Consider the following 22,149-nt stretch of genomic DNA (forward strand, 5'->3'; position numbering starts at 1 on the left):
GCTTTGGACGCCGAACAGCTCCGCATGCCGAGCCGCCTCTGTTCGGTTGAGCAGTGGAGTCCTGTTACCGCTCATATTTGATCGGTATCATTCGTTTATCGCTCAAATATGATCGGTAAACGCCGCGACTATCTTGGCACATGGGCGAGCAGCAGCGACAATTCTGGTGCCCCATTCTCCGATAACCGCTCAAATGAGCACGGTAAAACCCCGTAAGCACGCAAATTTGATTGGCAAGCCTCCCGAGTCGGCCTTCCCGGCACCGGTTTCGCGCGCGCTCAGGAAGCTCGGAGCGGATATTGCGTTGGCCCGTCGGCGGCGCCATTTGACGCAAGCGTCGATGGCTGAACGGCTCCGGATTTCCGAGGCCACTGTGCGCCGAATGGAGCACGGTGATACCGGCATTTCGATCGGAACGATCGTGCAAGCGTTCTTCGTTTTGGGCGAGTTGCAAAAGATCACCCACCTGCTCGATACAGCTTCGGACGAGATCGGGCTCGCCCTCATGAACGAGCAACTACCGCAACGCGTCCATCGGAAACGAGTGAAGTCCGACTCGGGAGCTTTATGAGCAAACCGGCCGTCAAGCAAATCGCGAATGTCGTGCTGGGCGAAGCGGCACGGCCAGTCGGGGCCCTCGCCTACAGCAAGGACGGCGGCCGCGAATTTTCGGCCTTTGCCTACGCCGCCACATGGCTCGCGGCGGCCGATCGTTTCGAGTTATCGCCCGACCTCGCACTCGTCGATGGGTATCAGTATCGTAAGGCACCCACGAAGGACGATTCGATTTTCCACTTTGCGTTTGCCGACACCGAGCCCGACGGCTGGGGTTGCCGCGTGATCGCGCGGGACCACGCTAAGCAGCGCAAGGCCGCTCAGGCGGCAGGCAAATCCACCGTGCACTCGGCAGCGCTGACCGAGATGGATTACTTGCTCTGCGTGGACGACATGAGCCGCATCGAACTCGCGCAACTCATCGGCGGTGGCCGTCAATGCGCGCGCTGGAAGTGCTCGATTCCGCGCAGACGCAATTTCTCGATCCAAGCATCGGCTTCCGGCACTTCATACCCCCGGTCGATCGCAGCCTCGTGCATCAAGTGGTACTCCATGCGCAGCGTCGTCGGGACGTTCCATCGACTCGTGCAACATCTCCGCGAGTCTCGTATACCGCTCTGGGCAATAGCTGGTTTACTTTTAAATGACTCGCCCGCTCTCCCTGGTTCAGTGGAAAGTAAATCGGCTCATCGCTTTGCCCCAACACCGACGACATGCTATTTCCTTTTGGTCGTTGTTCCGCTTATTCCCGCCAGCCCTGCTTCCACCGCTGGTACCGTCCCCTTCAACTCAACGCTTTAGGCCGCCCCGTCGACCCCCTCACGATGAGCTTCGGCGGCGTGGTATGAACTACCGTCGATTCACTCGCCCGCCCCGCCATCAAATCGACCAAAAGACTCACGCCCTTCTCCGCCATTTCGGCAGTGGGAATTGCCACCGTCGTGAGCCCCGGGCGCGATTGCCGAGCCGGAATGATATCGGTGATGCTGACGATCGATAGGTCATCGGGCACCGAGTAGCCGAGATCGCTCGCGGCATTCAATACACCGAGCGCCGGCAAATCGTTCGACACGAAGATCGCGGTCAAATCAGGGCGTGCGGTCAGTAAATCCGTCCCCGCCTCGTAACCGCACTCGAACGAGTCCTCCGTAAAGCGCTCGTCAGCCGCCAACTGCTTGACCTTCGCCGCTCGCATCGCCTCGCGAAAGCCCGCGTATCGCCCGCCATGAATGCCATGCTTAGGGCTGCCGACGATCGCCCCGATGCGGCGATGCCCGAGTTCGATCAGATGTGCGCCGGCAAGCTTGCCCGCGGCTCTCGAATCGAAGGTCACGCAGGGAATGCCGGGCGGCTCATCGGGAAGTTCCCAAACGCTGATGACCACGGGAATGCCGCGCTCCTGCAGCCTGAGCAGTTCATCCATCGGCAGCTTGCCGTTGTTCGCCACGAGCACGCCGTCCGACAGCGAACCCGCGACCTGCTCGAGAAATCCCGATCCCCCATCCGGCTCATGGTCGGTATTGCAAACCAGCAAATGCCGCTCGTACTTCAGCGCCTGCAGGTTCGCGGCCAATGCGAACTCGGGATAGAACGGGTTCGTGATGCAACTGAGCATCAGCGCGAGCGTAGGCGCCTTGCCCTCGACCAACGCGCGCGCCGTCAGATTCGGCCGGTAGCCCTGGCGCTCCGCCGTCTCGAGCACGCGCTTGCGCGTCTCCTCGCTCACGCGCCCACGGCCGCGCAACACGTTCGAGACGGTCATCACCGAAACGCCCGCCTGCGCCGCCACGTCCTTGATGGTCGCGGCAGGATTGAATGGTTTGCTGCTCATCCGAAAGCACACCCGTCGATGGACCACATCGTGTCCGTTGCCTGTCATACGATCCGCGCGGCCACGCACCGCTCGCCCTGCCGCGGTTCGAAACGCTTTTTGAAAACCCCTTGCGCACGCCGCCTTGCGGGCGTAGAGTCTAGCGCAAATGCAAGCAGCGTTGCTCGCGGTCCGGCCAGTCGGCCTTTTTTTAAAACCGCTTGATGTAACGTTAAACCAAATGGACGGAGACATGGCGGCCATCACACTGAAAGGCGTGACGAAGGCATACGGAGAGCACGCGCCCGTACTGCGCGGAATCGATCTGGATATCGCGGAAAACGAATTCTGCGTCTTTCTCGGCCCGTCCGGCTGCGGGAAATCGACCCTGCTCAGAATCATCGCCGGGCTCGAGGACGCCACGTCGGGAGAGGTGCACATCGGCGGCCGAATCGTCAACGCCGTGCCGCCCGCGAAGCGCGGGGTGGCGATGGTGTTCCAGAGCTATGCGTTGTTTCCGCACATGAGCGTCCAGCAGAACATGGGGTTCGGCCTCAAGCTGGCCGGCTTGCCGACGGATGAAATCGCGCAGCGGGTCGAGAAGGCCGCCAAGGTGCTTCAGTTGGACACGTTGCTTCATCGAAAACCCGCCGCGCTATCGGGCGGGCAGCGTCAGCGGGTGGCGATCGGCAGAGCCATGGTGCGCGAGCCCGGCGTGTTCCTGTTCGATGAACCGCTGTCGAATCTGGACGCCATGCTTCGAGGGCAAACGCGCGTCGAAATCGCTCGCCTGCATCGGCAATTCGCCCAGGCGAGCACGGTTTACGTGACGCACGATCAGATCGAAGCGATGACGCTCGGCGACAAGATCGTGTTGCTGCGCGCAGGAGCGGATGCCGAGCGGCACGGCAGCATTGCGCAGGTTGGCTCGCCATTGGATCTCTATCACCGTCCCGCCAGCCGGTTCGTCGCCGAATTCATCGGCAGCCCGAAAATGAATTTCATGTCGGGCACGGTCGAATCGATCTCAGCGCGCGGCGTGAGCGTGAAATGGACGAGTTCCGATGACAAGATCGCCGTGCCCTTCTCCGGTGCGCATCTGGCGGTTGGTCAGCCCGTCTCGATCGGCATTCGTCCCGAGCACTTCGAGGGCGCCGCAGCCGCGCACGCCGCATCGCCCTTCCCCGGCCGCGAGGACATGCACGTATTGCACCGCGAGGTCGCCCTCGTCGAACGCCTAGGCGAGCATAGCTATCTCCATCTGAACGAGACTGGCGGCACCACGCTCGTCGCCAAGCAGCCCGGCGATGCGGCTCACGCGGCGGGAGAGCGCGTCGAACTCGCGTTTTCGTCTCGCTCGTGCCATCTCTTCACCGCCGACGGCCGCGCAGTGCCGAGACTTCAATAAACCCAACGACATCTGGAGACATTCATGAAACGACTGCCTTTGTTAGCGGCCGTGGGCGCGGCCCTTTCTTTCTCGATGGCCGCGCAAGCCGGCACGCTGCAACTGAACATTGCCTTCAAGGGCGCCGAGCAACGCGCGGTGTGGGAGCAATTGATCCAGTCGTTCGAGAAGGCGACGCCCGGCGTCACGGCGAAGGTGTCGTTCGTGGAGGAAGAAACGTACAAGGTGCAGTTGCCCAGTTGGCTTACGTCGGTCGCGCCGGACGTCATCAACTGGCACGAAGGCGAGCGCATGGCTTATTACGCTCGCCGTGGCTTGCTCGAGGATTTGTCCGCCGATTGGCAGGCGAACGGCTGGAACACGCAGTTCGCTTCGCTGAAGACGCCGTCCTCGTATCAGGGCAAGCAATATGCGATGCCCACGCAATATTTCGCGTGGGGGTTGTTCTATCGAAAAGATTTGTTCGCGAAAGCCGGCATCACCCGCGAACCGACGACGTGGAATGAATTTCTCGAAGACTGCCGCAAACTCAAAGCAGCCGGCATCGCGCCGATTGCCGTCGGCGGCCGCGATTCGTGGACGCTCGCCGCATGGTTCGATTACCTCGACCTTCGCATCAACGGCTACGCATTCCACATGCAGCTCATGAACGGCGAGGTGCCGTACACCGACGCTCGTGTGAAGAAAGTCTATGGCGCATGGAAGACGCTGATCGACGACAAATACTTCATCGACAATCCGCTCTCGTACAGCCTCGATTCGGTTCAGCCGCTCTACATTCAAGGCCAAGCGGCGATGATGCTGATGGGAACGTTCCTGTCGCCAGGCCTGCCCCCGGCGACGAAAGCGCAAACCGGTTTCTTCCGCTTCCCGACGATCGACGCCAAGATTCCCGCCGCGGAAGACGGATCGGCCGAATGCTTGAACATCCCCGTTCGCGCCGGCAACAAGGTCGATGCGCGCAAATTCCTCGCCTTCATCGGCCGCCCCGATATCGACGGGCAGCTCGCGAAAGGCATCGGCACGTTGCCGGCCAACAACCAGGCCCCGATGCCCGAAGACCCGATCGCAAAGGTGGGCTTTCAAATTCTGTCGAATACGACGGGCGGCGTCGCGCAATTCTATGACCGCGACATGACGAAGGAAATGGCCGATGAAGGGATGAAGGGCATGCAGCGGTTCATCACCGATCCGTCGAAGCTCGACGAAATCCTCGAGCACCTCGAGCAAACGCGTAAGCGCATCTATCACGTATCGTAATCGCGCGAGGTTCGACCATGACTTCCGCCGAAACGGGATCGTCCGTGGACAACGGCTCGCCGGTCCGCTCGCAGCGGATACGGCATCGCTCGGCCACCGTCGCCCGCTCGTCGCCGCTCGCGAGCCGGCGCAAGCGAGCCGCCATGCTGTTCTTGCTGCCCGCCTGCACGATGTTCAGCCTCTACGTGATCTACCCGATCGTCAGCAGCATCGTGCTCAGCTTGTACAGCTGGGACGGCATGAGCGATAAGGTTTTCGTCGGGCTAGCGAACTATCGGGAACTGCTGCACACGGACACGTTCTATACGGCGCTGAGGAACAACCTGCTCTGGCTCGTGTTCTTCCTTCTCGCACCGCCGATCGGCCTCGCATTCGCGCTTTATCTGAATCAAAAGGTGCGCGGCATGCGGCTCGTCAAGTCGCTGTTCTTCTCGCCGTTCGTGCTGTCCGGCGTCGTCGTCGGGCTCGTGTTCAGCTGGTTTTATGATCCGGCCTTCGGGCTCTTGAAGCTGCTGGTCGGCCACGGGATTCCCGTTCTCGGCGACGAGCGCTATGCGACGTTCGGCGTCATTTTCGCCGCGCTTTGGCCGCAAGTTCCGTTTTGCATGCTGCTCTATCTGACGAACCTCACGAGCATCAATCCGGAAATCATCGAAGCGGGCCGCATCGAGGGCGCGAGCGGCTGGGCGCTGTTGTGGCACGTCGTATTGCCACAGTTGCGGCCTGCCACCTTTTTGTCGGTCGTGCTGACGATCATCGGGGCGCTGCGCAGCTTCGATCTAATCGCGGTCATGACGGGCGGCGGTCCCTTCGATAGTTCGACGGTGCTCGCCTATTTCATGTACGACCAAGCCATCAAGTACTTCCGGTACGGCTACTCGGCGGCGATCGCCGTGGTGCTGTTCCTCATCATGCTCGTTTTCATCGTCTATCAGTTGCGCCGCCTCCTTCACACGGAACGGTAACGAAGGACTACCCGCCATGTATCCCACACCCGTCGAACGATGGAGCCCCACCGGGCGGACGCTCTACAAGGCATCGCTGCCCGTTGCGCTCTTCCTCTGGCTGCTGCCGCTCATTGCGGTGCTCGTCACGTCGGTGCGCCCGTCCGGCGAATTGATGAACGGAAACTATTGGGGCTGGCCCAAGGATTTCGCCTTGTTCGAGAACTATCGGACCGTGCTGTTCGGTTCACCGATGCTTCACTACTTTCTCAACAGCTGCCTCATCACGTTCCCATCGGTGGTCGGATCGATCGCGCTGGCCGCGATGGCCGGCTTCGCGCTCGCCACTTATCCTTTCAAGGGCAACCACGCCATTCTCGGCACGTTCGTGGCGGGCAACTTCGTGCCGATCCAGGTCCTGATGATCCCCGTCCGGCAATTGACGTTGCACCTGCATCTCTACAACACGGTCTGGGGGCTCGTGCTATTCCACGTTTCGTTTCAGACCGGGTTTTGCACGCTGTTTCTGCGCAACTTCATCAAAGAGCTGCCCTACGAGCTCGTCGAAGCCGCGCGGATCGAAGGCGCGAACGAATGGCAGCTCTTCTATCGAATCATCCTGCCGCTGATCGCACCGGCACTCGCCGCGCTTGCGATCCTCGTCTTCACGTTCGTCTGGAACGACTACTTCTGGGCGCTCTGTCTCACGCAGGGCGACGATGCCGCCCCCGTCACCGTCGGCGTCGCCGCGCTCAAAGGTCAATGGACCACCGCTTGGAACCTCGTCTCGGCGGGGTCGATCTTGGCCGCGCTGCCGTCGGTCGGGCTGTTCTTCGCGATGCAAAAGCACTTCGTGGCCGGACTGACGTTCGGCGCAACGAAGGGTTGAGCCGGCGAATCAGCACATTACCCCACGGCGAGACGCGCCCGCTTTCATCGGCGGTGCGATGCGCGCTCGCCCCATCATTCCATAAAAAGGACGAATTGATGAAGGTCGGAGTCGACTACTATCCGGAGCACTGGGACCGTGCGTTGTGGGAACACGATGCTAGGCAAATGCAGGAGGCCGGCATCACGATCGTGCGCCTAGCCGAATTCGCCTGGTCGAGGCTCGAGCCAACCGAAGGCCATTTCGATTTCGCTTGGCTCGATCAGGCCATTGCGGTGTTCGCGGGTCACGGCATCGACGTGGTCCTCGGCACGCCCACGGCGACGCCGCCCGTCTGGCTCACGCACCGTTTCCCCGACGTGCTGCCCGTGGACAACAAAGGACACGCGCACTATCCGGGCGTCAGGTTGCATCGCTGTTATAACAGCCCGTCGCTGCGCCTGTACGGCGAGCGGGTCATCGACCGCTTGACTCGCCACTATGGCGCACACCCGAACGTCATCGGCTGGCAAACCGACAACGAGCTTGCCGCCAACGATTGCCATTGCGAGCACTGCACGCGCGGTTTCCGGTCATGGCTGAAAGCCAAGTACGAAACGCTGGACGATCTCAATCGCGAATGGGGTACCGTCGTCTGGAGCGGAGAGTACAGCGATTGGATGCAAGTCGTCACGCCGCTCGGCGGATCGCCCTACCTCAACCCGTCCTTTCTGCTGGACTTCCGCCGGTTTTGTTCGGATTCCGTGGCCGATTTCAACCGTTTCCAAGCCGACATCATTCGCCGTAACAGCCCGGGAAAATTCGTGACCCACAATCTGTGGGGCTACCCCGTCACGGCCGATTACTACGATATGTTCGAGAGCATGGATTTCGCGTCGGTCGACTACTATCCGGCGACGGACCTCATCGACGACTCGAAATCGAGGATGTATCACGGCGCACTCACGCTTGACCTCACCCGTGGAGTCAAGCGGAAGAACTTCTGGGTGATGGAGCAATTGAGCGGAACGCCCGGATGCTGGTATCCGATGTCACGCATGCCCTTCCCTGGAATGATCCGCGCATATGCATGGCAAAGCGTGTCGCGCGGCGCCGATGCGATCGTCCAGTTCCGCTGGCGCTCGGCCCGCATCGGCGCCGAGCAGTTCTGGCATGGCCTGCTCGATCATCACGGCGTGCCGGGCCGCCGGTTCGACGAGTTCGTGCAATTCAGCCGCGAAATCAACCGTCTCGCTCCGCTGCTCGAAGGCACGACGCTCGAGCACGAAGCGGCGCTGCTCTTCTCTCACGAGCAGCTCAACGCGCTGCAGATTCAGCCGCAATCGGACGGATTCGATTACTTCGGCAATTTCAAACGGCTGCATTCCGCGTTACTGAAAACCGGGGCCGGCGCCGACGTCGTCAATTGGCGGGATGATTTTTCCAAATACAAGCTCGTCGTCGCACCGATGCTCTATCTGATCGACGACGAGATGTCCACCAAGCTGCACGACTATGTCGAGCAAGGCGGCACGCTCTTGCTGACGACGCGCTCGGGCGTCAAGAACATGAACAACGTTTGCCTGCCGGGCCGTCTGCCCAACTTGCTGACGGACCTTGCCGGCGTGTTCGTCGACGAATACGATCCGGTCGGCAAGGACCGTCAGCGCGTCGAGTTCGAAGGGCTGGCCGGCGATAGCACATTCGAATGCGGCCAATGGTGCGACATCCTCTCGCCTGTTGACGCGCAGACCTTGGCGACCTATTCGAGCGAATATTTTGCCGGCCGCGCTGCCGTGACGAAGAATGCCTACGGCGCGGGTTCCGTTTATTACCTCGGTACGACGTTGGACGATGCGGCTAACCAAGCGCTGTTTTCTCGGATCGCTGCCGATCTCGGCCTCGATCGCATGCAGAATCTGCCCGAAGGCGTGGAGACGGCCGTACGTCGCTCCGCGACGACGCGGCTACGATTCGTATTGAATCTGACGAAGGAGCGCAAGCTCGTCTCCTTGGATGGCCGGGAAAGGACGAGCGCGCTGTCTGGGGAACGATGGGTCGGTGAGACGCTGGAACTCGCGCCAGGGGGAGTGGAGATTTTCGTCGAACACCCCTGACGCTCGCATCTTTACCTCTATGGCGAGACAAAATCCGGCTGCAAGTGCGGTTGAGCCGCCGCGAAGGCGGAATGCGCACTTGCATGCCGGAGCACCGCCTGACTCAGCGGATAGGCATCCAAGTCGCATCCCATTCGCAGCGCGTTCGCCATCTGCGGCACGAGGCAGCAATCGGCAAGAGTTGGTGCATCGCCGAAGCACCATGGCCCGCTGCCGTACTTGCCAAGCAGCCGTTCGACACCGGCCATCCCTTCCGCCACCCAGTGCTTGTACCACGCGCTTTTTTGCTCCGGCGTGACGCGCAATTCCGTTTCGAGGTACCGAAGCACACGCAGGTTGTTGACCGGATGCATATCGCAGGAAATCAGGTACGACAGCTCCAGCACGCGAGCGCGCAACTCGCCCTCCTCCGGAATCAACCTGGGGTTCGGATATCGCGCATCGAGCCAGTCGATGATCGCCAGCGATTGGCCGAGGCTGAAATCGCCGTCGACGAGCGCGGGTACCGCCGCCGACGGATTGATTCGTTCGACATAGGCAGGATCGCGATGCGCGCCCGTGCGAATGTTCACCCCCACGTAGTCGAAAGGCAGGCCTTTCAGCGCCAACGCGATGCGCGTTCGGTACGACGTCGAGCTATTGAAGAAATTATGCAGTTGCATGGCGTGCCCGTCTCGATCAGGCAACCCGTGCCCGCAGTTCGCCCAGCCGTTCGATGCCGGCAATCATGAGATCGCCGGACTTGACTGCGCCCACGCCTTCAGGCGTGCCCGTGTAAATCACGTCGCCCGGTTCGAGCCGGAAAAACTTCGACAGATCGGAGATCGTTTCCGCCACCGACCAGATCAAATGCGAGACGTCGCTCTTTTGCTTCGTTTCGCCGTTCACTGTCAGCCATATCGACGCCTGCTCGAAATGCCCTACGTCGCTCACACGGTGAATCGGAGCGATCGGCGCCGAGCGATCGAACGCCTTGCCGATTTCCCATGGACGTCCCATTTCACGCATTTTCATTTGCAGATCGCGACGCGTCATGTCGAGCCCGACTGCATACCCGTAGACATGCTCGAGCGCATGCTCCACGGAAATATCCGCGCCGGCTTCGCCGATCACCGCCACGAGCTCCGCCTCGTAGTGATAGTTCGACGTTTGCGACGGATAGGCCAACTCGAGCGTCTCGCCGTCCGCTACGGGCACGACCGCATCGGTGGGCTTGCAGAAAAAGAACGGCGGCTCGCGATCGGGATCGAAGCCCATCTCGCGCGCATGCGCTGCATAGTTCCGGCCCACGCAATACACGCGGCGCACGGCGACCTGATCGTCGCTGCCCGCGACGGCAACGGCCACCGGAGCGGCGGGAGGAATGACAAACGCCATGATCGATATTCCTTTTGAACTTTTGAACGAACGATTGAATTACAGACGCGCCTCACGCAACAGATTCAATGCGGACAACACAGGCCGGTCGGAATAGCTGAACAACACGCAGTCGCTGCTCGCACTGAGGCTGACCGGCTGCCACGACGGCACGACGAACACGTCGTGCGCATCGAAACCGAACGTCTTGTCGGCGATTCGCGCGACGCCGCTTCCTTCCACGGCGCAGTAGACCGTCGCATCAGTACTGCGGTATGGCTTGCCGTCGAATCCGGCCGGCAGGAACTGCATGAACGTGGCGATGGTCGGCATCGGCCAGCCTCCCGTCATCGGATTGACGTAGCGCAGCTTCACGCCGTCGCACTCGTCGAGATCGCCGTTGCGATACAGCGTATCGAGCGCCTCGCGGCTGCGATCGTACGGGTAGCTGAATATCGGCGAAGTCGGGTTCGCCACCCGATGCCGGACCGGCGCCATGTTGTGCCCGAATCGAGCGAAGCTGTCGCCCTCGGGCCGCAGCACGGGCTGCGTCAGTTCGGGGTAGTTCTCGGCAAATCCTGCATCGAGATGACCGATCAAGGGGATGTCGAGGCCGTCGAGCCAGACCACCGGCTCGCCACCGTCTTCGATCGTGGGATTGCCGTGGTCGTGCCACGTCCACGACGGCGTGATGATGAAATCACCGGGCCGCATCGTGGTTCGCTCGCCGTCCACGGCCGTCCAGGCACCGCGTCCTTCGACGATGAAGCGCAGCGCGGATTGCGTATGCCTGTGGCTCGGCGCGAGCTCGCCGGGCAAGATCAACTGAAGGCCCGCATAGAGCGTCGACGTGATGCTCGACTTACCCGGCAGCCCGGGATTTTCGAGCACGAGCACGCGCCGCACCGCTTCCTCCGCACTGATCAGCGATCCCGCCTCCATGACGAGATCGCGGATCTCGGCGTACTTCCATATCGCCGGGACGGCCGCCGGCCGCGGCGCCTTGGGAACGAGGCTATGCAGCGATTCCCAAAGCGGCGAGAGCCCTTGCTCGCCGAGTTCTCGATAGTAGGCGGAGCGCTGCTCGCTCAGCGTCGTGGCAGTCATGGGCGTCTCCTTGTTCTCATCATGGCGCTCATACTTCGACGAAGACGTAACCGTCCTCGATCTTCACGGGATACGTGCGAATGTCGGCCGTCAGCGGCTCGCACATCGCTTTGCCGGACCGCACGTCGAACTTCCCTTGATGCAGCGGGCACTCGATCTCGTGCCCGTCGAGAAATCCGTCGCACAGCCGCGCGTGGCCGTGCGTGCAAATGTTGTCGGTCGCGAACACCTCGCCGTCGACGCCGTAGATCGCCAACTCCTGCCCCGCGGCCGTCACCGCCGTCACGTCGTCGGCCGGCACGGCCGTCAACTCGATGACTTTCATCCACTGCTTTTCCATGACTCACCTTAGATCGGATAGATGATCGAGTTTTCGATCATTTCGCTATCGAAGACGCAGACTTTCGATTCGAACTTGAGGCCGCCCGGCGCGCGAACAATCGTGTCGATGTACCGGCCGACGTTGAACACCGTCGGCAGTTCGTCGGGCTTCGTCCGAAACACGGCATAGTTGACCTCCGTTTCGATGCGCCCCGCTTCCGCGCGCACGATGCGCGGCACGCCGATCACATGGCGCTGATAGTACGGATCATGAAAAATCGTTTCAGTGATGCCGTAGACGCGGTCCTTCAGCATGCCCTTGCTTTCGAATGCGAGCGTCGCGAGCGGCAGGCCTCGATCGAAATTCTCGCGAGGCTGAATCTTGTACGTGCATTCGTCCGTAAAGAAGTCGGGCCACTTGTCCCAGTCATTGTCATCGACGACGGCGGCATACTCGGCATAGAGCGCAAGCAGTTGTCGATAGGTTTCGAAATCGAGCATGTCAAACCTCCATCACGCGACGCCAATAGTCGTACATGCCGCGTATCAGCGTTTCCGTCACCATGTGGTCCGTATTTCCAATCTCGCGCCCGCCCAGCTCCGCGATCGTTCGATGGAACGGCTTTTGTTCGAAGCCTTCTTGCGAGAACTCGATCACTTCGCCGTCGTCGGCCGAAACGAAACCCGCCGGGCCGAACAGATTCGCTTGGCGCAGGCGCCGGCGCGTCATTTCGTCGGTATCGTCCTCGAAGCCGAAATGCGTCCAGACGAAATCGAACGAGCCGTGCCCATTCGGCTGAATGTGGCGCGTCGACACCGAGTTCACCTGCTGCTGAATGATCACGCTGGGGAAAACCGTCATCATCACGGCGGTCGGATCGCCCCACCACGGCTCGTGCACGACGTCGAGAAAGCGGTCGTCGTTCAGCGTCATACGGTCCTTGAAGCTCGTCACCCCGCTCGTGACTTCGCTCTTGCCGCCCGTGCCGCGCGTCGAAATCATCGCGGCATGACGGAATTGATCGTCCATCTTCAGCTCGGACTTGTTGTCGGCACGCCATAAGCCGAACGTGACGAACCACGTATGCAGCAGCCCCGGGTGATACGGGTCCTTGATGTTCTCCTGCATCAGCTTCCAGTTGCCGGGTATGCGCTGCCGGTTGTAGCCGAGAATCTTCAGCTTGCGGCCGTCGAACACGCGGTCGAAGTAGGCAAGGATCGTGGGGCCGAGATAGGTCTCGAGGGAAGGCAAATCGTGGTCGAACGAAGCGAAGATGACACCGTTGCGCCGCGCCACGTTCAGCTTCGTCAGGCCGTGCTCCTTCGGATCGAAGTCGGCCGGCATGCCGCCGTTCACCTTGCCGTCGGCCTTGACGCCGCGACGAAACGGAACGCCCACGAGGTTTCCCTTGAGGTCATAGTTCCATTGGTGGTACGGGCAGGTGAAATCCTTGCGGTTGCCGAACTTCTCGCGGCAAAAGCGCACGCCGCGATGCGCGCAGACGTTTTCGACGACGGCGACGTCGCCGTCCTGAGTGCGCGCGACGATCACCGAGCGCTCCCCAACCACGGTGCGCTTGAAATCGCCGGGATTCGGGATTTCCGCCTCGAGGCCGACGTAGCACCAGTGATCCGCATAAAAGAAGCGGTCGAGCTCGCGCCGGTAGGTCGCATCGTCGGTATACGTCCAAAACGGAATGCGACTCGAACCGTCCTCTTTCCAGTTCGGCCGCACGAAGGCAACGGGTGCCTCGTTCATGATTCGTCTCCTGGCTTGTTGACTTCGAAAGCGTCGCGAGTGGCGCGCATCAAACGCCGCTCGCATAAAAGGCATCGGCGTATACGTGCTCGGCGCGAATGCCTTTTTGCCGAAGCAGGATCGTCGAGGCATCGACCATCGCCGGCGCTCCGGCGACGTAGGCGCGCCAGCCGGTCAGGCTCGCCCAGTCTTGCTTGACGGCGTCGGTCACGACCCCGGTTCGGTAAGGCCCGGGCTCGCCGGACGCCATGACGACGACGTGCGCCGTCATATTCGGCAGCTTTGCCTTGAGCTCATCGAGCCAGGCCACTCCGTAAACGTCACGCGGCGAGCGGACACCGAAATACAAATGGACGGGATTGTCCAATCCGTGATCGGCCATGCCGCGCAGGATCGAGAGGATCGGGGCGAGGCCCGTGCCGCCGGCAATGCAGATGATCGGATCGGACGTCTTCGTTCGCAGATAAGCCGTGCCCAACGGGCCGCTCAACCGCACGTTGTCGCCGACCTTCAGTTGCGTCGATACGTAGGAGGTGACGCGCCCACCCGGCACGAGGCGAATGTGGAATTCCGCTTCCTCGCCGCCCGCGGCGACCGCCATCGAATACGGCCGAACGAGCTCCGGTGCGAATTGCAGCGACGCATACTGGCCCGGAGAAAACGCGAACGGCTTCGACAGCGCGAGCCGCACGCGCTTGATGTCGTGCGTCAGATCTTCGACCGCAATGACCGTCGTCTTGATGATCTTCGATGGGTGCACGACGATCTCGTCCACCTCGGGCACCTCGATCACGCAATCTTCGACGACCGTCGCCTGACAAGCCAACACCGAATGCCCATCGGTCGCCGGACGATTCGTGTCGGCCCCGCCGGTCACGAGCACGTTGCCGGAGACGACGCGGCAGCGGCAGGTGCCGCATCGGCCCGCCATGCAACTGTACGAGATCGGAATTTGATGATTGCGCAGCGCTTCCAGCAGGTTGTCGCCCGATCGCACGTCGAGCGTTCTCTGTAGCGGCAGAATTGACACTTCCATGGGGCCTGCGTCTCCGAAGCATTCAACTTATGGCCGCATGATGCACTCGCCTGCGCTATTGATAAATAGAAATGCGTTGATATGTCACATCACTGTCAGTGATAATGTGATTCAAAGCGAACGAAGGAGACCATGCATGGAACTGAAGGACATCGACCTCAACTTGCTTGTCGTCTTCAATGAGCTGCTTCGGCAGCGCCGGGTCTCATCCGTCGCCGCGACGCTCGGCATTTCTCAGCCCGCGATCAGCAATGCGCTGAACCGGCTCAGGAAAGTACTCGGCGATGACCTGTTTCTGCGCACGTCGAAGGGAATGACGCCGACGCCGTTCGCCGAAGCGCTGGCCGAATCGGTCGGCTATGCGCTCGGCACGCTTCACGACGCGCTGAACGTGAAGTCGGGCTTCGATCCCGGCACGAGCACGCGCGCATTCACCGTGGCGATGACCGACATCGGGGAGATCTACTTCCTGCCTACGCTCATGAAGCGTCTGGCCAAGGAGGCGCCCGGCGTGACGATCAGCACCGTCCGCAATCAGTCCGATGCCTTGCGCGACGAAATGGAGCGCGGCAACGTGGATCTCGCGATCGGTTTCCTGCCCGATTTGAAGTCGGGCTTTTTTCAGCGGCGCCTGTTTCGTCAGAAGTACGTCTGCCTATTCCGGAAAGGTCATCCGCTCGCCAAAACGGGCATGACGACGAAGGCATTCGTGGAATCGGAGCACGTTTCGATCGTGGCCGAGGGAACGGGGCACGGCATGGTCGATGCCGCGATCGCCCGCGCCGGTCATCAACGCAACGTCCACCTGCGCGTGCCGCACTTCGTCGCGGTCGGTCACATCCTGCAGACGACGGACCTCGTAGCCGTGGTCCCGGAAGCATATGCCGCTCGCACGCTGGAGCCGTTCGGTCTCGTCAGCGCCGCGTGCCCCGTGAAGATCCCCGACATCACGATCAACGTGCTATGGCATGCGCGCAATCATCGCGAGCCCGGCAGTCAATGGCTTCGGCAACTGGTGTTCGAGGCGTTCTCGATCTAGCCGCTTGCCGCTCCGCGCGTTGCACGCTCACCTAGGATTTTCCCTACGCGTTCCGCCGCCCCTGTCGCTCATTCACGGGCAGAGAGCGGGACCGCAGCAAAATCACGTTCGTGAATGACCCGCATTCACGCTCCCGTGTAGACGCGCCATCGGCAAGCCGGCAACCTTCATGACACTTACAAAAGCAAAACATGGTCATGGAGACACGACATGCATTCACCCGAAAGTACGCTCGAGATTCGCGGCTGGCTCGATAAGCAGCCTTTTTCTTTCTTCCAGTGGCGCGTATTGCTGCTGTGCTTCGCCGTCGTGGCCGTGGACGGGCTCGATACGGCCTGCGTAGGATTCATTGCCCCGGCGCTGAGCCGAGAATGGCATCTTCAACCGGCGATGCTCGGCGCGCTATTCGGTTCGGGCCTCATCGGGCTCATGGTGGGCGCGCTTCTGTTCGGCCCCCTCGCCGATCGCATCGGCCGGCGCAAGACGCTGATTGCGACGGTCGCCTTCTTCGGCGCCGCGAGTCTCGTTACCGCCTATGCACCGAACATCGCACTGCTCATCGCGCTGCGTTTCGTCACGGGCCTCGGCCTCGGCGGAGCGATGCCGAACGCGATCGCGATGACGTCGGAGTACTGCCCCGAACGCAAGAAGTCGTTCCTCACGACGGTCATGTTCTGCGGCTTCACGCTGGGCTCGGGCTTCGGCGGCGTTGCCGCGGCGCAGTTGCTGCCGTCGCACGGGTGGCGCAGCATCCTGCTACTCGGCGGCGTGCTGCCGCTGCTGCTCGTTCCGATCATGCTCGTCCTGCTGCCGGAATCGGTGCGCTATCTCGTACTGCGCAAGCAAGCCGCGAGCGAGCACATCGCCCGCATTCTGCAAAAAATTGCACCGCTCGCCGTGCCCGCACCGACCCGGTTCACGCTGGACGAAGCGGTTCAAGGCGGCTCGCCCGTCCGGCAGTTGTTCACGGCCGAATATCGCGCCGGCACGCTGTTGATCTGGATCGTCTTCTTCATGAGCCTGCTGATCGTCTACCTGCTGACGAACTGGCTGCCCACCCTCGTCCATAGCTCCGGCATGCCGCTCGCGATCGCGTCCGAAGTGGCGGTGATGTATCAGGTGGGCGGAACCATCGGCGCACTCGTGATCGGCCGCTTGATGGACAAGGCCAACCCGACGGCCGTGCTGGCCACGTCCTATGGGTTGGGCGCGCTCTTTCTCGTTGCGACCGGGATGGCGACGGGGACGTTGCTCGCCGCAACGGTCATGGGTGTCGGCTTTTGCATCAGCGGATCGCAAATCGGCGCGAATGCATATGTGGCTCGGTACTATCCGACATCGAGCCGTGTAACGGGAATCAGCTGGGCGCTCGGCATCGGCCGGCTGGGATCGGTCGTTGGCGCACTCGTCGGCGGCGTGCTGCTCTCGGCCAACATCAGCTTCCCGGTGCTATTTGCGATCGTCGCCGTGCCAGCGGCCATTGCGTCGGTCTCGATCTTCGCCTGTGGCCGCAACGCGGACGTCAAGCCTGCGCTCAATGTGGCCGCTTAGCCTCTATCCAAGCTTGTGTGGTAGTTAGCGTCAACCGGTATCGCGCGCAGTTGAATATCTCGAGCTTTTTCAGCTCGTCGAGCAGCATGGCTTCGAAGCCCGGAGCCCGATCCTCGGCGAGCCCCAGCTCAGCCATGGCAGCTTGCACTGACTTCCGATCACGAACTACCAAGCCAATGGCCTCGGTCAAATGCTCCCGATACCGCAGTCTCAGAGGATCGGGGGCACTCGTGGATTCCATCACGACGGCGTACTTCTTGATCGAGCGCCGATAAGTCCAAGCGAAGAGGTCCACCGCACGCGAAACGTCCAGGTATTCGTACACGCCCAACATTGCCTGAGCATAGTCGTGAGGATCGACGTCCAAGAAGGACAACGGTGAGCCGTTGTAGAGCATCAGCGGAATGTTGGCTGCCAAGCGACTCGTGCGTTTGTTGCCGTCCTCAAATGGCTGCAAGTACGCTAGGTTCACCCACAGAAAGAACGCGGCCTCGACCGGATTCTTGATGAGCTTCGCCTTGGTCAGGATGGTGTCCAGCATCTCCTCGAGCACGGTCGGCACTTGAGTCGGCACGTAAACCGTATCGCTGATGTTGACCACCTTCTTGCGGATCACACCGAGCGCTTCCGTATCCGCGAGAAGGTCCTGCATGAGCACCGCATGCAGGTTTCGGATGAGGGCTGTCGACAGCCCCTGCAACGGGACCGCATCGACAAGAAACTCGATGGCCGTTTTGTGGTTGAGCAGCATGACCGCGTCCGCATCGCTGCCGGCAGTCCCGCGCCTGAATAGGTCCTCGGTGGCAAGTAGCGTATACCGGTTGCCTTCCAATCGAGAGGACGACCATGAGAGGTCGATGAGTAGTTGCTCCAGCACTTTGCGCGCGTAAGTCCCCGCCGGTTGTTGCTCGTGCAACCGGCCAACCCGATAGAGTTCTTCGGCGAGGCCTCGCGGCATCAGCCACGTGTCATTGGGCGCGTACTGTTCGACAAAGTCACGCCGGTACGTCACCGGGTCACGCGCCGCCAAGGGCATGTCCAGTTTGCGGCCAAGCTCGATGGCGGCCGAAGACCACACCGGACCGGGGTTCGTGAAAGGCTGCTCCAGCGTATCCGCTCGAGCTACCGCTGTCCGTCCCGTCAGCGGGTAGCGGGTCGATCGTGCTTGACCGCTGCGTGTGAGCTGCCCACTGGCACACAGCGCCTCCAAATGGCGGCGGACCGTGGAAGGAGCCCCCTGTGTAGCAAGGATGACGTCTGTGGAGGAAACATCGAGCTGGCCCCTTCCCGCTAGGCCTTTGATGGCTGCAAGGACAGCGTCCGGGGTCAATCTGCTCACTTATCTGCTCACTTATCTGCTCAAAAGTGAGCAGATACTACGTCAAAATGAGCAGATACTCCAGATTTTGAGCGGATACTGAGCAGATTCCCGGACGGGATGCGAGGTCGCTCATCCGTCCCGCCCAGCAGCAACGCTCGTCTGGCCGGTGATTCCCGCGCAGCAACAGACTTTACACGCTGTTACCGCGCGCCCGCTTACACCCGATTGAGCTTTCCCTATACTCCGATCCGCAACCTATTTATTTGCGCTTCGCGAGCGCGAGATTCGAGATAGAGAAAGAGATGAAACGCCCCACGCTGACCAAGACCGCGCTTTTCGTTCCGCTCATCGCCGCTGCCGCATTGTCGGTCTCGGGGTGCGTTGCGCCGAACCCGTACGGCGCCTACGGCTCGCCGCCGCAATACGCTCAGCCGGCCTACGCCCAGCCGCAGTATGCGCAACCTCAGTACGCGCAACCGCAATATGCGCAACCGCAATATGCTGAGCCGAGCGAAGCGCAGCCCGCCTATGCACCACCGCCCCCTGCCTATACCCAACAAGGCGCCTACGGCGTGCAATACGGCACGATCGCGGGCATCCGCCCGATCGGGGGCGCAACGAGCCCGTCCGGCGTGGCGGGCACGCTCGTCGGCGCCGTGGTGGGAGGGCTGGTCGGCAATCAATTCGGACGCGGGCACGGGCGCGATGCGGCCACGGTCATCGGTGCGCTCGGCGGCGCGGTGGCCGGCAATCAGATCGGCCAAAACATGGGGCAGCCGGCCGGCTATCGCGTGGACGTTCAGTTGAGCGACGGCACCATGCGCTCGCTCGACATGCAAACGCCGGGCGATCTGCGGCCGGGCGACCGCGTGCGTATCGACGGAAATCAAGTCTCGCGCTATTGAGCCGCCCCGGGCGTCCACTCTCTGCCGCCGCGCTGATCGATGATCGCTTCGCCGTACTTCAGCGATGCGAGCCGCGCGGCACCGGCGCTGGCGAACGGCCGCTCCTCGTTCAGCTTGAAGGTGTCGCTGTGTGTCGACGTCGCATCGGTGCCGCGCAGACAAATCTTCACGGCCGCATCGAAACCGTCTTCATAGTTGTGGCCCGAGCCTTCCTTTCTTTGCGAACGGGGATAGACGAGAGGGTAAATCTCGAAGCCGTGATAGATGTGCATGCTCATTTGTGACTCCTAGCGATTTCGATGAGAGTGATGCCGTTGAGAATGAGGAACCGCGGGCATACCTCATGTGTATGGCGGGCGCAGGGAAAAGGGAGTCGAACTATCGACGGTGGGAGAGGCCCGCATGGAGTGCGGCGAAAAAACGGCCTGTCGTCAGCGAGGGTATTCGTCTCGACGTGCGAACCATCATACGCTAGTCACCCAACGTGCCTAGGATTTATGTTCGACGTGGAACGCGGCCGGTCGTCGCTTGCCCGCGTGGCTCCTCGCCTTCGCCAGCCGCCGGGCCCGTGTCGGAACCCTGTCTCCTTCGTTCGAGCGCATGCTCCGCAACGGATGCCGACCGCAGCGCCCGACCGAAATAGCTTGACCGCCACGCCGATACCGCGTATGGTCACAGGTTGAAGTCTTCAAGAAGCGTGATTGCTGTTCATCATTGACCGCGACACTGCGGTATTCGTTGCCCTCTCCCTCCTTGATTCTTTTTTTCGTGCCCGATTCGTGGTGCGTATATTCGTTCGTCTATTTTCTTCAAAGGATTTTCATGGATACCGGTATCGTCAAGTGGTTCAATGACAGCAAGGGTTTTGGCTTCATCTCGCCGGACAACGGCAAGGATGACCTGTTTGCGCATTTCTCCGAAATTCGCGCGGACGGCTTCCGCACGCTCGTCGAAGGCCAACGCGTCAGCTTCGAAACGAAGCAGGGCCCGAAGGGTCTGCAAGCAGCCAACATCAAGCCGCTCTGATTCCACAGTGCGCGTTCGACAGGGTGCCGCCAGCGCGTTCCGGCTGCATGCCGCCCCTTCGAACGCATTGCCGGCGGGTGGGGGATCGAACGATTCTTCGCCGCCGACGCATATCGGGGCCCTTTGCGCGTGTTCGTTGCCTCCCCGGCAACTCGCCGCGTGGCCTCACTCACCTGGGGACATCGATTTGGCAAAGGAAGAATTGCTGGAACTGGACGGCGTCGTCGACGAAGTGCTGCCCGACAGCCGTTATCGCGTCACGCTCGAGAACGGGGCGACCATCGCGGCTTACGCGGCGGGGCGGCTGAAAAAGAATCACATTCGCATCTTGGCCGGCGATCGAGTGCGCCTCGAACTCTCGCTTTACGACCTGACGAAAGGTCGCATCAACTATCGGCACAAGGACGAGCGTGCCCCGGCAGCCAGGCCAGCGCAGGGATTTCGTCGGCGCTGACGGGAGCGCATGAATCGACAGCCGGGGGTATCTCCCGGCGCCGCACGACGATCAACGCGTCGTGCGGCCACCTAGTGTCCTGTCCCGCACGTTCCTTTGATATGAAAGAACTTACGGGGCAGGACACTAGATCAACCTGCAAGCCTCGTCGAATTCGAGCCGCGGACTACGCGGGAACAGTCCGGCCCGATCGCCATAGCCGAGGCAGCAAAGAAAATTCACGCGCACGGTCGTGCCGTCGAAGAACAGCGAATCGACGAGGCCCGCATCGAAGCCCGATAGCGGCCCGCAGTCGAGCCCCAGCATTCGGGCCGCGAGAATGAAGTAGCCACCCTGCAAAGAACTGTTGCGCAAGCACGTCTCCGCAGCAAGCGCGGGCCGATCGCGAAAAAGATCGCCTGCATTCGGACGATGTGGAAACAACTTGGGAAGCCACTCGTAAAAGGCAGTGTCGTGCGCAACGATCGCGACGATCGGCGCGGCTCGAACTTTCTCGACGTTGCCGGGCGATACGGCTGATATCAGCCGCGTACGCGCATCCATCGAGCGCACGAACGTCACGCGCATCGGCGAGCAATTCATGCTCGTCGGCCCCCACTTGACGAACTCGTATAGCCGGCGCAGCAACGCGTCGGGTACCGGACGGTCCAACCAGGCATTCTGACTGCGAGCGTGGGTAAACAACTGCCGAGCAGCGCGACTGCCGAGCGGCTCGGTCATCGACGCGGACTCCAGTTCGACTCCGCTCATCGCGCCGCCTCGCTCTGCCTACTTGCCCCGATCATGAAGAACGCCACGACGGCAGGCGCATCGCTCTTGTTGCGCCACGCGTGCCGCGTGCCCTGTTGCACGACGACGTCCATCGGCCGCAGCAAGGTCTCGCTTCCATCATCGACCTCGAGCCAAACCTCTCCCGACAGCACGATTGCGTAATCGACGGTGTCGGTCGTATGCATACCCGGGCACGCAGGCTCGAACGTGCACGCGAGATCGGGCATGCGGCCCGCGCACTCCCTGGCCGCGGCGACGGAGTCGAAGCCCGGTGCGTTCATCGTGCTGTCCGGCGGAAAGGTGACGATCAAAAAGCTCGTTCCGCCAGGCGCGGGCAGGAGTTTCGTCTGCCCTTCGGTTGGGTCGGTGCCGCCCGCCGGCAAGACAGGGCAGCACCCTGTCGCCCATACGCGTGCGAACGCATGCCCGGGGATCGATTCGAATGCAACGGCATGCGGCGCCGGGCCGTCGGACAGCAAAACAGAGCGGCCATTGCCGTCATGACCGGTTACTACGCGTCGAATAAGCATGATTGCGTGCG

Annotated in this window: 24 protein-coding genes; 12 read left to right on the forward strand and 12 right to left on the reverse strand. The window is 61.5% G+C overall.

What is annotated here, in order from left to right:
* Positions 1 to 193 precede the first annotated feature (193 nt).
* Both ACTHNZ_RS04855 and ACTHNZ_RS04860 read left to right on the forward strand, forming a co-directional pair.
* The gene (locus ACTHNZ_RS04855; protein WP_440541489.1) at positions 194 to 571 is read left to right on the forward strand and encodes a helix-turn-helix domain-containing protein; all 378 of its coding nucleotides are present in this window, start codon (positions 194 to 196) and stop codon (positions 569 to 571) included.
* Positions 568 to 1,356 carry a HipA N-terminal domain-containing protein gene (locus ACTHNZ_RS04860; RefSeq protein WP_440541366.1) on the forward strand — a complete coding sequence of 263 codons (789 nt, stop codon included), beginning with the start codon at positions 568 to 570 and terminating at the stop codon, positions 1,354 to 1,356. The genes ACTHNZ_RS04855 and ACTHNZ_RS04860 overlap by 4 nt, the downstream gene beginning before the upstream one ends.
* On the opposite strand, the gene ACTHNZ_RS04865 is transcribed toward ACTHNZ_RS04860, so the two are convergent.
* Positions 1,340 to 2,386, reverse strand: a complete 1,047-nt coding sequence (locus tag ACTHNZ_RS04865; RefSeq protein WP_440541367.1) for a LacI family DNA-binding transcriptional regulator — start codon at positions 2,384 to 2,386, stop codon at positions 1,340 to 1,342. The two genes, ACTHNZ_RS04860 and ACTHNZ_RS04865, sit on opposite strands and share 17 nt — an antisense overlap.
* Positions 2,387 to 2,618: 232 nt before the next feature.
* Between ACTHNZ_RS04865 and ACTHNZ_RS04870 the strand changes: the two genes are divergently transcribed.
* The 5 genes from ACTHNZ_RS04870 to ACTHNZ_RS04890 all read left to right on the forward strand — a co-directional run bounded on the left by ACTHNZ_RS04870 (position 2,619) and on the right by ACTHNZ_RS04890 (position 8,962).
* On the forward strand, positions 2,619 to 3,773 hold the full coding sequence (locus tag ACTHNZ_RS04870) for an ABC transporter ATP-binding protein (RefSeq protein WP_440541368.1): 1,155 nt from the start codon (positions 2,619 to 2,621) through the stop codon (positions 3,771 to 3,773).
* A gap of 24 nt (positions 3,774 to 3,797) precedes the next feature.
* Positions 3,798 to 5,033 (forward strand): ABC transporter substrate-binding protein, encoded by a 1,236-nt coding sequence (locus ACTHNZ_RS04875; RefSeq protein WP_440541369.1) that lies wholly within the window; start codon positions 3,798 to 3,800, stop codon positions 5,031 to 5,033.
* A 143-nt stretch (positions 5,034 to 5,176) separates the two neighbouring features.
* A complete protein-coding gene (locus ACTHNZ_RS04880) occupies positions 5,177 to 5,998 on the forward strand; it encodes a carbohydrate ABC transporter permease (protein WP_440541490.1) in 822 nt (273 codons plus the stop codon).
* A 16-nt stretch (positions 5,999 to 6,014) separates the two neighbouring features.
* Positions 6,015 to 6,866 carry a carbohydrate ABC transporter permease gene (locus ACTHNZ_RS04885; protein WP_440541370.1) on the forward strand — a complete coding sequence of 284 codons (852 nt, stop codon included), beginning with the start codon at positions 6,015 to 6,017 and terminating at the stop codon, positions 6,864 to 6,866.
* Between the two features lie 98 nt (positions 6,867 to 6,964).
* Positions 6,965 to 8,962 (forward strand): beta-galactosidase, encoded by a 1,998-nt coding sequence (locus tag ACTHNZ_RS04890; RefSeq protein WP_440541371.1) that lies wholly within the window; start codon positions 6,965 to 6,967, stop codon positions 8,960 to 8,962.
* 17 nt (positions 8,963 to 8,979) lie between these two features.
* On the opposite strand, the gene maiA is transcribed toward ACTHNZ_RS04890, so the two are convergent.
* The 7 genes from maiA to ACTHNZ_RS04925 are packed head-to-tail and all read right to left on the reverse strand — an operon-like array spanning position 8,980 to position 14,541.
* Positions 8,980 to 9,624 (reverse strand): maleylacetoacetate isomerase, encoded by a 645-nt coding sequence (gene maiA / locus ACTHNZ_RS04895; RefSeq protein ID WP_440541372.1) that lies wholly within the window; start codon positions 9,622 to 9,624, stop codon positions 8,980 to 8,982.
* Positions 9,625 to 9,640: 16 nt separating this feature from the next.
* On the reverse strand, positions 9,641 to 10,339 hold the full coding sequence (locus ACTHNZ_RS04900; protein WP_440541373.1) for a fumarylacetoacetate hydrolase family protein: 699 nt from the start codon (positions 10,337 to 10,339) through the stop codon (positions 9,641 to 9,643).
* Between the two features lie 39 nt (positions 10,340 to 10,378).
* Complete coding sequence (gene gtdA, locus ACTHNZ_RS04905) at positions 10,379 to 11,425, reverse strand: gentisate 1,2-dioxygenase (protein WP_440541374.1); 1,047 nt, start codon at positions 11,423 to 11,425, stop codon at positions 10,379 to 10,381.
* A 28-nt stretch (positions 11,426 to 11,453) separates the two neighbouring features.
* On the reverse strand, positions 11,454 to 11,765 hold the full coding sequence (locus tag ACTHNZ_RS04910) for a non-heme iron oxygenase ferredoxin subunit (protein ID WP_440541375.1): 312 nt from the start codon (positions 11,763 to 11,765) through the stop codon (positions 11,454 to 11,456).
* 8 nt (positions 11,766 to 11,773) lie between these two features.
* Positions 11,774 to 12,247: an aromatic-ring-hydroxylating dioxygenase subunit beta gene (locus ACTHNZ_RS04915; protein ID WP_440541376.1), complete on the reverse strand. Its 474-nt coding sequence runs from the start codon at positions 12,245 to 12,247 to the stop codon at positions 11,774 to 11,776.
* Between the two features lies 1 nt (position 12,248).
* A complete protein-coding gene (locus ACTHNZ_RS04920) occupies positions 12,249 to 13,505 on the reverse strand; it encodes an aromatic ring-hydroxylating dioxygenase subunit alpha (protein WP_440541377.1) in 1,257 nt (418 codons plus the stop codon).
* 49 nt (positions 13,506 to 13,554) lie between these two features.
* Complete coding sequence (locus ACTHNZ_RS04925) at positions 13,555 to 14,541, reverse strand: 2Fe-2S iron-sulfur cluster-binding protein (protein WP_440541378.1); 987 nt, start codon at positions 14,539 to 14,541, stop codon at positions 13,555 to 13,557.
* 136 nt (positions 14,542 to 14,677) lie between these two features.
* On the opposite strand from ACTHNZ_RS04925, the gene ACTHNZ_RS04930 reads away from it, so the two are divergent.
* Both ACTHNZ_RS04930 and ACTHNZ_RS04935 read left to right on the forward strand, forming a co-directional pair.
* Positions 14,678 to 15,580, forward strand: coding sequence for a LysR family transcriptional regulator (locus ACTHNZ_RS04930; protein ID WP_440541379.1), 903 nt, complete (start codon positions 14,678 to 14,680; stop codon positions 15,578 to 15,580).
* A gap of 210 nt (positions 15,581 to 15,790) precedes the next feature.
* Positions 15,791 to 17,131 carry an MFS transporter gene (locus ACTHNZ_RS04935; RefSeq protein WP_440541380.1) on the forward strand — a complete coding sequence of 447 codons (1,341 nt, stop codon included), beginning with the start codon at positions 15,791 to 15,793 and terminating at the stop codon, positions 17,129 to 17,131.
* On the opposite strand, the gene ACTHNZ_RS04940 is transcribed toward ACTHNZ_RS04935, so the two are convergent.
* The gene (locus ACTHNZ_RS04940; RefSeq protein ID WP_440541381.1) at positions 17,115 to 18,470 is read right to left on the reverse strand and encodes a Fic family protein; all 1,356 of its coding nucleotides are present in this window, start codon (positions 18,468 to 18,470) and stop codon (positions 17,115 to 17,117) included. The genes ACTHNZ_RS04935 and ACTHNZ_RS04940 overlap by 17 nt on opposite strands.
* 284 nt (positions 18,471 to 18,754) lie before the next feature.
* On the opposite strand from ACTHNZ_RS04940, the gene ACTHNZ_RS04945 reads away from it, so the two are divergent.
* Entirely contained in the window at positions 18,755 to 19,357 is a 603-nt protein-coding gene (locus ACTHNZ_RS04945) for a glycine zipper 2TM domain-containing protein (RefSeq protein WP_440541382.1), read from the forward strand.
* On the opposite strand, the gene ACTHNZ_RS04950 is transcribed toward ACTHNZ_RS04945, so the two are convergent.
* On the reverse strand, positions 19,351 to 19,635 hold the full coding sequence (locus tag ACTHNZ_RS04950; RefSeq protein ID WP_440541383.1) for a hypothetical protein: 285 nt from the start codon (positions 19,633 to 19,635) through the stop codon (positions 19,351 to 19,353). The two genes, ACTHNZ_RS04945 and ACTHNZ_RS04950, sit on opposite strands and share 7 nt — an antisense overlap.
* A 544-nt stretch (positions 19,636 to 20,179) precedes the next feature.
* On the opposite strand from ACTHNZ_RS04950, the gene ACTHNZ_RS04955 reads away from it, so the two are divergent.
* Positions 20,180 to 20,383, forward strand: coding sequence for a cold-shock protein (locus ACTHNZ_RS04955; protein WP_430365455.1), 204 nt, complete (start codon positions 20,180 to 20,182; stop codon positions 20,381 to 20,383).
* A 187-nt stretch (positions 20,384 to 20,570) separates the two neighbouring features.
* Entirely contained in the window at positions 20,571 to 20,837 is a 267-nt protein-coding gene (gene infA / locus ACTHNZ_RS04960) for a translation initiation factor IF-1 (RefSeq protein ID WP_440541384.1), read from the forward strand.
* Positions 20,838 to 20,963: 126 nt separating this feature from the next.
* Here the strand turns inward: infA and ACTHNZ_RS04965 are convergent, their stop codons facing one another.
* Positions 20,964 to 21,557 carry a malonic semialdehyde reductase gene (locus ACTHNZ_RS04965; RefSeq protein ID WP_440541491.1) on the reverse strand — a complete coding sequence of 198 codons (594 nt, stop codon included), beginning with the start codon at positions 21,555 to 21,557 and terminating at the stop codon, positions 20,964 to 20,966.
* Between the two features lie 26 nt (positions 21,558 to 21,583).
* The gene (locus ACTHNZ_RS04970) at positions 21,584 to 22,138 is read right to left on the reverse strand and encodes a cupin domain-containing protein (protein ID WP_440541385.1); all 555 of its coding nucleotides are present in this window, start codon (positions 22,136 to 22,138) and stop codon (positions 21,584 to 21,586) included.
* Positions 22,139 to 22,149 lie beyond the last annotated feature (11 nt).

Source organism: Trinickia sp. (assembly GCF_051953955.1).
GTDB lineage: Bacteria > Pseudomonadota > Gammaproteobacteria > Burkholderiales > Burkholderiaceae > Trinickia.

Bases quoted from the DNA above. Each gene is read 5' to 3' on its own strand.
- ACTHNZ_RS04875 (WP_440541369.1), top strand. From the start codon at position 3,798: ATGAAACGACTGCCTTTGTTAGCGGCCGTGGGCGCGGCCCTTTCTTTC.
- ACTHNZ_RS04890 (WP_440541371.1), top strand. From the start codon at position 6,965: ATGAAGGTCGGAGTCGACTACTATCCGGAGCACTGGGACCGTGCGTTG.
- ACTHNZ_RS04930 (WP_440541379.1), top strand. From the start codon at position 14,678: ATGGAACTGAAGGACATCGACCTCAACTTGCTTGTCGTCTTCAATGAG.
- ACTHNZ_RS04935 (WP_440541380.1), top strand. From the start codon at position 15,791: ATGCATTCACCCGAAAGTACGCTCGAGATTCGCGGCTGGCTCGATAAG.
- ACTHNZ_RS04865 (WP_440541367.1), bottom strand. From the start codon at position 2,386: ATGAGCAGCAAACCATTCAATCCTGCCGCGACCATCAAGGACGTGGCG.
- ACTHNZ_RS04870 (WP_440541368.1), top strand. From the start codon at position 2,619: ATGGCGGCCATCACACTGAAAGGCGTGACGAAGGCATACGGAGAGCAC.
- ACTHNZ_RS04910 (WP_440541375.1), bottom strand. From the start codon at position 11,765: ATGGAAAAGCAGTGGATGAAAGTCATCGAGTTGACGGCCGTGCCGGCC.
- ACTHNZ_RS04915 (WP_440541376.1), bottom strand. From the start codon at position 12,247: ATGCTCGATTTCGAAACCTATCGACAACTGCTTGCGCTCTATGCCGAG.
- ACTHNZ_RS04950 (WP_440541383.1), bottom strand. From the start codon at position 19,635: ATGAGCATGCACATCTATCACGGCTTCGAGATTTACCCTCTCGTCTAT.
- ACTHNZ_RS04955 (WP_430365455.1), top strand. From the start codon at position 20,180: ATGGATACCGGTATCGTCAAGTGGTTCAATGACAGCAAGGGTTTTGGC.
- ACTHNZ_RS04925 (WP_440541378.1), bottom strand. From the start codon at position 14,541: ATGGAAGTGTCAATTCTGCCGCTACAGAGAACGCTCGACGTGCGATCG.
- ACTHNZ_RS04860 (WP_440541366.1), top strand. From the start codon at position 568: ATGAGCAAACCGGCCGTCAAGCAAATCGCGAATGTCGTGCTGGGCGAA.
- ACTHNZ_RS04900 (WP_440541373.1), bottom strand. From the start codon at position 10,339: ATGGCGTTTGTCATTCCTCCCGCCGCTCCGGTGGCCGTTGCCGTCGCG.
- maiA (WP_440541372.1), bottom strand. From the start codon at position 9,624: ATGCAACTGCATAATTTCTTCAATAGCTCGACGTCGTACCGAACGCGC.
- ACTHNZ_RS04965 (WP_440541491.1), bottom strand. From the start codon at position 21,557: ATGACCGAGCCGCTCGGCAGTCGCGCTGCTCGGCAGTTGTTTACCCAC.
- ACTHNZ_RS04920 (WP_440541377.1), bottom strand. From the start codon at position 13,505: ATGAACGAGGCACCCGTTGCCTTCGTGCGGCCGAACTGGAAAGAGGAC.
- gtdA (WP_440541374.1), bottom strand. From the start codon at position 11,425: ATGACTGCCACGACGCTGAGCGAGCAGCGCTCCGCCTACTATCGAGAA.
- ACTHNZ_RS04885 (WP_440541370.1), top strand. From the start codon at position 6,015: ATGTATCCCACACCCGTCGAACGATGGAGCCCCACCGGGCGGACGCTC.
- ACTHNZ_RS04945 (WP_440541382.1), top strand. From the start codon at position 18,755: ATGAAACGCCCCACGCTGACCAAGACCGCGCTTTTCGTTCCGCTCATC.
- ACTHNZ_RS04880 (WP_440541490.1), top strand. From the start codon at position 5,177: ATGCTGTTCTTGCTGCCCGCCTGCACGATGTTCAGCCTCTACGTGATC.
- ACTHNZ_RS04855 (WP_440541489.1), top strand. From the start codon at position 194: ATGAGCACGGTAAAACCCCGTAAGCACGCAAATTTGATTGGCAAGCCT.
- ACTHNZ_RS04970 (WP_440541385.1), bottom strand. From the start codon at position 22,138: ATGCTTATTCGACGCGTAGTAACCGGTCATGACGGCAATGGCCGCTCT.